The 8,563-nt window shown below is 56.9% G+C and carries 10 protein-coding genes; 9 read left to right on the plus strand and 1 reads right to left on the minus strand.

What is annotated here, in order from left to right:
* The first annotated feature begins 19 nt into the window (after positions 1-19).
* The 9 genes from JFN93_RS09310 to JFN93_RS09350 all read left to right on the plus strand — a co-directional run bounded on the left by JFN93_RS09310 (position 20) and on the right by JFN93_RS09350 (position 7,886).
* The gene (locus JFN93_RS09310) at positions 20-451 is read left to right on the plus strand and encodes a hypothetical protein (protein WP_199383784.1); all 432 of its coding nucleotides are present in this window, start codon (positions 20-22) and stop codon (positions 449-451) included.
* Positions 448-1,476: a TraU family protein gene (locus JFN93_RS09315; RefSeq protein ID WP_236021606.1), complete on the plus strand. Its 1,029-nt coding sequence runs from the start codon at positions 448-450 to the stop codon at positions 1,474-1,476. The genes JFN93_RS09310 and JFN93_RS09315 overlap by 4 nt, the downstream gene beginning before the upstream one ends.
* Positions 1,452-2,441, plus strand: a complete 990-nt coding sequence (locus JFN93_RS09320; protein WP_236021608.1) for a type-F conjugative transfer system pilin assembly protein TrbC — start codon at positions 1,452-1,454, stop codon at positions 2,439-2,441. The genes JFN93_RS09315 and JFN93_RS09320 overlap by 25 nt, the downstream gene beginning before the upstream one ends.
* Before the next feature lie 61 nt (positions 2,442-2,502).
* A complete protein-coding gene (locus JFN93_RS09325; RefSeq protein WP_199383785.1) occupies positions 2,503-2,874 on the plus strand; it encodes a hypothetical protein in 372 nt (123 codons plus the stop codon).
* The gene (locus tag JFN93_RS09330; protein WP_199383786.1) at positions 2,852-3,346 is read left to right on the plus strand and encodes a S26 family signal peptidase; all 495 of its coding nucleotides are present in this window, start codon (positions 2,852-2,854) and stop codon (positions 3,344-3,346) included. The genes JFN93_RS09325 and JFN93_RS09330 overlap by 23 nt, the downstream gene beginning before the upstream one ends.
* 11 nt (positions 3,347-3,357) lie before the next feature.
* Positions 3,358-3,609: a hypothetical protein gene (locus JFN93_RS09335; protein WP_199383787.1), complete on the plus strand. Its 252-nt coding sequence runs from the start codon at positions 3,358-3,360 to the stop codon at positions 3,607-3,609.
* Positions 3,610-3,619: 10 nt separating this feature from the next.
* Entirely contained in the window at positions 3,620-4,360 is a 741-nt protein-coding gene (locus tag JFN93_RS09340; RefSeq protein ID WP_199383788.1) for a hypothetical protein, read from the plus strand.
* A complete protein-coding gene (locus tag JFN93_RS09345; protein WP_199383789.1) occupies positions 4,338-7,547 on the plus strand; it encodes a conjugal transfer protein TraG N-terminal domain-containing protein in 3,210 nt (1,069 codons plus the stop codon). Before JFN93_RS09340 ends, JFN93_RS09345 begins: the two co-directional genes overlap by 23 nt.
* Positions 7,548-7,886 (plus strand): hypothetical protein, encoded by a 339-nt coding sequence (locus tag JFN93_RS09350; protein ID WP_199383790.1) that lies wholly within the window; start codon positions 7,548-7,550, stop codon positions 7,884-7,886.
* On the opposite strand, the gene JFN93_RS09355 is transcribed toward JFN93_RS09350, so the two are convergent.
* Positions 7,883-8,182: a hypothetical protein gene (locus JFN93_RS09355; protein ID WP_199383791.1), complete on the minus strand. Its 300-nt coding sequence runs from the start codon at positions 8,180-8,182 to the stop codon at positions 7,883-7,885. The two genes, JFN93_RS09350 and JFN93_RS09355, sit on opposite strands and share 4 nt — an antisense overlap.
* Between the last annotated feature and the right edge of the window lie 381 nt (positions 8,183-8,563).

Below are 8,563 nucleotides of genomic sequence, written 5' to 3' on the forward strand. Positions count from 1 at the left end.
AATCGCAAGGGGGGAAGGCATGGAAAACAACTTCATCGTTACTCAGCGTCAGTTCCACGAGGGGAGCAAGCTGGTAGTGCTCGATAAGGTCACAACAGGTCCAAACAACAGGCTACTCTTCGATAGGGTCACCAAAAAGCGCATCAACGAGTTGTTCGGACCATGCAAGTTCAATGAAGGGCGGGACGGTTATTCGAAGACCTCGATCTATGTGGCCCACAGGGATGCACCGGATGAAATCTACCGCATCTACACCCTGAGCGGCGTTTTCCGGATAGGGGGCACGAATTATGGTCCGCACCTGGGAGAGCTGATGGAATTGATCAACCCGGTTGCCTTTGCCGGTCTGAGCGGAAAGTCGACCAGAGAGCATCTGTCCCGGTTCCGGTCCCGTTTTGAGCATATATATATAAGGCAAGAACCTCCTACTACGTCCGAGGAAAAGCAATGAGGATGAATCTTCACAGGAAAAGAACCATTCCCTTTCTGGCTGTGGCGCTCTGGCTTGTTGCCGCCGCCGCGCACGCCGGTTCGGTCTGCAAGGGGACAGCGATCAACCCGGTCACGGACATCTGCTGGCAGTGCATGTTCCCGGCCCAGATCGGCAGCGTCTCGTTCGGCATGGGGCAGGAGTCGGCCCCGGGTAACATCACCACTCCCACCTGTGTCTGCCCCGACAGCAAGCAGGGGATCATCGCCGGCCTCTCGGTCGCCTTCTGGGAGCATGCGCGGATGATCGAGACGGTGAAGGATCCTTATTGTTTCCCGATCCTGGGAACCGGCATGACCAACCCGAAACCGGGGTTTTCCTCCGGCACCTCCAACGGGCCGGCCTATAGCGACAATGCTTACTCGTTCCAGCAGGCCCACTACTACACTTTCCCGGCCTGGTCGATCCTGAAACTCTTCATGGACTTTCCCTGCGCCGAGCAGGGGGGATTCGACCTCGCCTACATGACCGAGGTGGACCCGATGTGGAACGACGACAGCCTCTCGTTCATCATCAACCCGGAGGCGCTCCTGTTCGCCAACCCCGTTTCCCAGGTCGCCTGTGTCGCAGACAGCGTGGCGGCCACAGTCAGCAACCCCATCGACCCACTGTTCTGGTGCATGGGGTCGTGGGGCTCCTTCTATCCCTTGACCGGAAGCGTGGACTCCAGCGACCCTCTGAGCGTCAACGCGGGTCTCGCCGCGAGGATGCTCTTCAAGCTGGGGAGGGAATCGCTCCTGTTTGACACCGGCATCAACCAGTGCTCCTCGGGCGGGGTCATCACCCCGATCCTCGTGAAGAGCAACTACCGCCTGCAGATCGCCCGCCCGGTCCGCGGCACTGCATGCAATCCCATCGGCAGGCCGGCCATGATCTGGGGGTCGGGAAAGAATCCGCCCTGGGGGGCAGGCGCCAATTCCCCCGACAATTTTCTCTGGTCGATGACGAGAAGGAGGGTCTGTTGCGTCGGATATGGCCTCAACTGATGATTGCCGCTATCCTCGCGGTTCCCATGTCGGCAGCTGCCGCTGAAAAAGCGGGGTATATCGCAACGCCTGACGCCTGCTACGTTCCGGAAAAAGTGGATGGAGAGGTCGTCCGCCTGAAAAAGGCCGGCGTCTGCGAGGGGAAGCCCGGTCGGGTCTTTGTCGGCACGGATCGGGAAACGGTGAAGGTTTTCGTGGACGGGAAATTCTGGAAAGAAGCACGGGTTGAGGAAATGGGGGTGCCTGACATCTCGTCGAGCCTCGCCCGGGCCAACCGAGTGGCGGGAGAACAGACGATCCCACAAAACTCCGCCAGGGGCGAGATGGAGAAGGCTGCCGGGAAACTCGACTCCTACTACCGCTCGCCGGAGTTCCAGGGACGGCTGAAGAGCGAGACGGAGAGGGTCAAGGCCGAACTCTTCGGGGAAAGCCTTGGCAAGTTCTACCCCGACAGCCTGGCGCAAGAGAGAAAGGGAAGGCTCATCGAGACCGAGAGGATCTACGTCTTCGTTTCCTCGTCGATGCCGCTTCAGACGATTCGCAATTATACCGCCTCCGTCGCCCGTCTCCACGACCCCCGGATCACGCTGGTCATGAGGGGGTTCGTCGGAGGGATGGCGAAGATCAGGCCGACCATCGACTTCGTGGGGAGCGTCCTCAAGGAAGATCCGGACTGCGATCCTTCCGGGAGCGACTGCCGGATGCGGCCGGCGAGTCTGATCGTCGATCCCCTGCTCTTCCGGAGGTACGGCATCGAGAAGGTGCCGGCGGTCGTCTACGCGCAGGGGGTGAAGGCCGAGGACCCCGGATTGAGCGAGGGGGATGCCCGGAACGCGAAACTGACGGAGAGCTTTACGGTCTACGGCGACGCGAGTCTGGAATACATCCTGGAGCTGATCGGCCGGGAAACTGGTTCCCCTTCCCTGAAGGGTCTCGTGTCTGCCCTGCCGGCCGCTCGGCAGTGACTATGCACCAATCAAGGTGGCGATTTTGGAGAGTGAATGGGTGACTTCAAAGGAGATGAAATTGGACGCGGAAATGGGAACCGACTTGGTGCACAAAGATGATCCAAAAAAGCGAACTCTCGAAAAGAAACGGCCCGTGGTGAAACCGGCGGGGCTTTTGGGGCTGGTGGCGCTCTGCCTGGCCGTCTCGATCGTCACGTCGATCACCACCCTGTTCTGTTACGACCACTGGTACGCCCAGAAGGTCGTGGCCGTTGACATCAAGGGATACATCGAGGCGCAGCGGGAAAACTACCTGGCAGGCAAGATGAGCGACGACGATCTGAGGAAGAGCTTTGACCGGCTCGAGGCGGTGGTCACCGCGATACCGAAGAACAGGGTCGTCATCATGGGTGACGCGGTGGTGCGGAATGCCGAAACGATCAAACCTTGATTACCGGGACTGGAGGGTCTGGCTCTTCATCGCCCTGTTCATCGTTGTCGGCAGCCAGCTCCCCGGCAGGATCAGCGTGACCCTCACCCCTTCCCTCAAGCACCGGGTCTACTGGCTCGCCAGGGAACCGGACAGGGTGAAAAGGGGTGACTACGTGCTCTTCCACTACCCGGAACAGGTGACCAGGCTCGCCCGGGGTGAGGTCTCGGACCTGATGAAGATCCTCGGCTGCGACGAAGGTGACATACTGACCGTGGACGAGACGAAAAGCTACTACTGCAACGGCAAGTACTTGGTCCGGGCCAAGGACGTCTCCCTCAAGGGGGAGAGGCTCGAGAGCTTCGTTTTCAACGGCCCGATCCCGGCCGGCTTCATGTTCGTAATCGGCCAGCACAAGGACAGCTACGACTCCCGCTACTTTGGTCTGGTGGAGAAAAGCCGGATCAGGGCGAAAGCGTATCCCATTTTCTGAGAGGTGACGGTATGCCCATCGAAAAACTGAATCCCCTGCACTACATGGGGCAGGCGGAATACACCGGGTTTTGGCAGAAACTCTTCGCCACGGCCCTCTTCGGCTTCTGGGGGAGGTTCCTGTTCATCGCCTTCATCTTCCTGGCCTTCTGGGTCGGGGTGCGGCAGAGGAATCCGACCCTGGCAGCCATCTGTCTCATTCTCGCGTCCATCGTTGCCTACGGCGGCGGCGTCATGAACCTGGTCAGGTCACTGGCCGGATAGGAGGATAGCAATGTCGAAACAGAGTGGCGGCTCGCCGGACGTGATGCCGGTGCCGCAGAGCAACGAGATCCACCCCCGGGGGCTTCTGGAGGCGATTTCCTACATCGATCAGAACTTCGCCAACGAGCTCGGTGGCTGCATGACTAATTCCCGTTTCCTCACCACCAAACAGCGGCTTGAATTCATGGAGGTGGGGTTCCGCAGTTCCTTCGCCTCCGGGATCGTGACAGCGCTCCTGACGCCGGTCGCGATCGGGGTCATCGAGCAGTACATCCCCATGTTCGGAGACCCCACGCCGACCATGTTCGACAAGTTCAGCGCCTTCCTTCTCGCCCTCGGATTTTCCCTCGGCTACGCGATCTTCATGGCGAAGACGGCCACCTGCTATATAGGCGGGTACACGAGGGCCATGGTACTGAACCTTCTCGGGGGGATGACGGTGGGTGCGGTGCTGAAGGCGGTTCTGGCCTTCATCGCCTTCCATTTCATCTACTTCAAGGTCTTCACGGACAAGAACATCCTCTGGGTGACGGAGAAACTTTACCATGCCAGGGCGTCTTCCAAAACGGTTGCGGCCATCTACTACTGGGTGCAGGGATTCAAGGGGATCTTCCTCACTTCCGCATATTTCATCCTGGTCTCGACGGCAGTGTTCATCATCATCCCGCTCATCGCCATGGCGTTTGCCTGGATCAGGAACCGCAGGCTTATCGCCGCAGGGGTCGTGAATGTCGATGCGAACAACGTCTAGGATCGCCATTGCCCTTCTTATTCTCGCCATTCCAAGCGCGGCCTTCGCCACGACCATGGATTTCTATGTCTATGGCGGGTTCGACGCGGTGGTGAACGCCTTCAACAAGCTGGCGCTGATCTTCGGTGACAGCACCTACAAGTCGCTCTACGCCATCTCGATAGTGGCCGGAATTTTTTTCGGGTGTCTCTCTCTGGCATCGAAGGCTCTGGGTACCGGCAACGGCTCTCCCATGGCTTGGCTGGTGCCGTCGCTCATCGGGATCATGGTCTACCTGGCACTGGTAGTACCGAAAGGGACCCTCCAGATATACGATCCTGTCTACAACAAGAACCAGGCCGTGGGGAGCATCCCCGAAGGCGTGGTAGTGGTTGCAGGAATTCTGAACACGATCGAGCGGGGGCTCGTGGAGATCGTGAGCACCTCCGGGGACCCCATGTCCTACCAGACACAGGCGGGAGGAAAGGGATTCCTTGGCCTGGCGCAGCTGACGAGCCTTCCCTTGTCCGCTTCCGACAGCAACCTGGACGCCTCGTTGCGGCGCTACGTCAAGGATTGCGTTACCTATGAACTGATGCGTCCTGGAAGCTCCTTGTCAGTGGACGAGCTGCGTAAAACGACCACAAGTTTCACGACTTCTCTACAGAAGGCGCAGAATCCTGCGGTCTGGACCGTCTACTACGATTCCTCGACCCCGAACGGCCAGACACTCACCTGTACCGACGCCTGGACGAACATCACAGCCGCTCTCACCCCGGCCAGTCTTTCGAACAACATCAGCGCTGTCTGCGCGAGCCTCGGCTATGACGTGACAGACGCGGCCTCACTCAACCAGTGCAAAACGGTCCTGGAGAACGTCAACGACGGGACCACCTTGGGAGCTGCCTCGCTCGACGACTTCCTGAAGCAGGCCTACATCTCACAGCGACTCGAGGAGGTCTTCCGGAGTGGCGACGCGACCGGTGCCACAAACTATCAGTTCCTTCTGGGCGCTTCCGGGGCCATGAAGGCTGCCAACGAGTGGCTGCCGATACTGAGGGCGGTGCTCACCGCGATCGCCGTGGGACTGCTCCCATTCCTGGCGCTCTTCATACCCACACCCTTCATCGGCAAGGCCGTTGGGCTCATTGCCGGCCTGTTCGTCTGGCTTACCGCCTGGGGTGTCACCGACGCCATAGTCCATCAGTTTGCCGTGGACTACGCCAACAAGACCTACGAGCTGGTGCGGCAGAACCGGCTCGGTATGGATGCCCTCTACTTCTTTCCGGATCAGACCGTGAAGATCCTCGGCATGTTCGGGACTCTGCGAATGAGCGGCATGATGCTGGCCACCGTCATCACCGGCATGCTGGTGAAGTTCGGAGGTCACGCCATGGCGATGATGTCGGGGAGCCTGGCAGGACAGATCCAATCGGCAGGAACGAGGGCCGCCCACGAGATCGAGGACCCTGCCGGCAGGGCCTCGGCGATCCAGCGAAACGTGTCCGCCATGCCGGCGCAGGCATGGGCGAACGAACACAGTTTCTGGTCGCGGGGCTCCGCTGCGAAGTCGCACATGGACATGAATACTGGGAGCGGCCTGGCGCTCGGGACGGAAGGGTTTTCGCAGGGGTATAACTCGATGCAGACGAGCATGGGAACCACCGACGCCTTTGTGAAGTCGGGTGATCCTCGGGCATCGGCGGCTCTCGGTACGGCGATGATGAAGGCGCCGACGGGACAATTCAGCACGAACGCCGGACAGGAGTGGATACGTCATGCGACGCCGGACGGAAAGATGGCGACCTTGACCAGCGGGTCACAGAAGCTGGCCCTTTCCAATGGCCGGCTTACCGATGCAAACGGCATGCACCTGGGAATCAAGTACAACGAAGGAATCAAGGCCGGTTATTCCGTGGCGAGGAGCAACGCTGAATCTGAAGCCATACGGTACGACATGGCAACAGGGCGCAGTTTCCTCTCAACTCTTTCCAATAACGAGGGGACCACTTCCGTCAGCGGGATCGCCCAGAAATATGGGGTTTCGAAAGGTATGGCGCACGAGCTAAACAAGACCCTTGCCAATACCGCTTCCATCATCGGGAACAAGTCTACGGCTATCAGGGACGAACATGGCAATATGGTTTCAAAGGACGCCTTTGGCCAATTTGTAGCAACTGCAGAGGCAGGAACACCTTTTGGAACCATTGCCCCTATCAAAATTTCAGCGTCTGGACAAGGGGGGTACAAGGTTTCAGCGCAAACAAAGGAGGGAACAACACATACTTATACTGTTGATGTGGCCGACAAGAAGGGAGTTGAACGTTCGGTAGGCGAGGCATGGCGTGATACAACTTCGAAGCTCAGATCCACGGAGCTTTCATCAAATGACCAGAAGGCTATCAGTGAAATGCTCCAGGTTTCGGAGACAGAAAGCTCTACGACCCAGGCCAGCCAAGCATGGAACAAGGCAAAGACGCTGGAGCGTAAAGAGACAGAGGAAACTTCCCATGCCGTTCAGGCAAGCCAGGAGTATGACGCCGCACTCATCGGCTGGTATGGAGATAAGTATTACGGAAATGTGGCTTCTGAGCAGAGATATGCGGAAGCTGCTTCCGACCTCAACCTATTGGCGACTAGGGCAGACAAGGGAGCGATCAACAAGGTTTTCGGAGATTTCATAGAGGAAAAGGCGCTCGCCCCTGCCCCTGTCACAGTACGTGGTGATAAGCCACCTGTGGAGGCTCCCGGGGCTGCGCCCGAGTCCCTCGAGCGGGTTTCGCAAATGGTCTCAGACGCGAACAGCCGTATAGAAGCGGGTCGAGCCAGTATGGATCGACCTAAGGCAATCCCCGACAACATTCGGGAAAGGATTGCCGGTTCTTCTCCATCAGTAGGTATTGGTAAACCGAACCCCCAGCTGAAAAGATACATGAATCTTATGAAGGAGAACGTGGAAACCGGAGGGAAAGAGATGGAGCGAATTACAGCATCTATTGTTGGCCCCCTCGCTCAGATGGCGCCTTTCATTCCTCTAGTTCCTCCAACTGCGCGTGGAGCAGGTGAGGGAAGGCTTCCCGATAATAAGATCACAGACTTCGATCCAAAGGTGATGACGGATACGTTCATGGGGGGAGCCATATTCAAAAAATCTGGAATCGCTAAACCTGGATTACCGTCGAAGTTCACAATCGGAGGGAAAAAATAGATGGCTTCATTAGCGCTGAAATGCTTGAAGATGCCCGATGGCTTGATTTTCCTTGTTCCAGAGCAAGATGATGGCCAGCAGAAGATCATTGCATCTGCGGTTCAGGTAGCCGTCAACGATGTTGGCGTCTACATCCGAGCCGAAGACATCATACTGCCGATCTTCGACGAGCTGTTAACGCATATTTTGAAGAATCCCAACGTCCAGGTCTGGATTGTCGCAGAAGGCCGTTTTGTTGAGGAAAATTCGATTACGCTTGAACTGGACCGTGATGCGATATTGGAGGCGAAGGGGGTGTGGGAGTATAGAAAGAGCCGGGCGGCCAAGGCCCCGGCTTAGTCATTGGATCGATGGAAAGCGTTGCTCGATAAATGGTCGTATGCAGGATTTACCAACATCTCTTGCCTTTGCCGATCGAGGTCAGCCATCATAACTTTCTGCTCTTCAGTTAGTTCTGGCTGTACATATTCCCCATGTTTCGCCCGAGCCCAGACAGATAGTCCCCAGAGCCCTGCGACAATGAATACGACGATATCGAGGCCTCCGAAGAAGGAACGGAAAAACAGAGAGAAAAGCCATATCCCGAAGAACGCGGCTGCAACGGTGTCGCTAAGCTTCCAAACTTTTCCAGTCATCTCTCTAGATTCTCCTTTCTTATGAATCTGGTCTCAACAGGACTTAACAAGCACTTTGATCCATGTTCCTTGAGGTGTCAACAAAAATGAACTAAAATATTATCATAAAACACAATTATTTCACATAGTTTTGTCACTCAGTCTCATCAGAACAGAGAGGGCGTTTTTCAACAATCCATCTGGTATCTGGCAGATACATTTTGAAAGGGGGCCCCAAATGCACATGATCGATAAAATGGCCTTGGTCACCACTTTGGAGAGGAATTCCCTGATTTTGGTACAAAAAAGTCTTTATGCCAGAAATCACTGCTGTCCCATAGTTGATCGATAAAAAAGAAGGCTCGGAGAGCTACTTGTGGTATATTCAGTTCGCCAAAACAC

It is taken from the genome of Geomesophilobacter sediminis (assembly GCF_016458275.1).
Taxonomy (GTDB): domain Bacteria; phylum Desulfobacterota; class Desulfuromonadia; order Geobacterales; family Geobacteraceae; genus Geomesophilobacter; species Geomesophilobacter sediminis.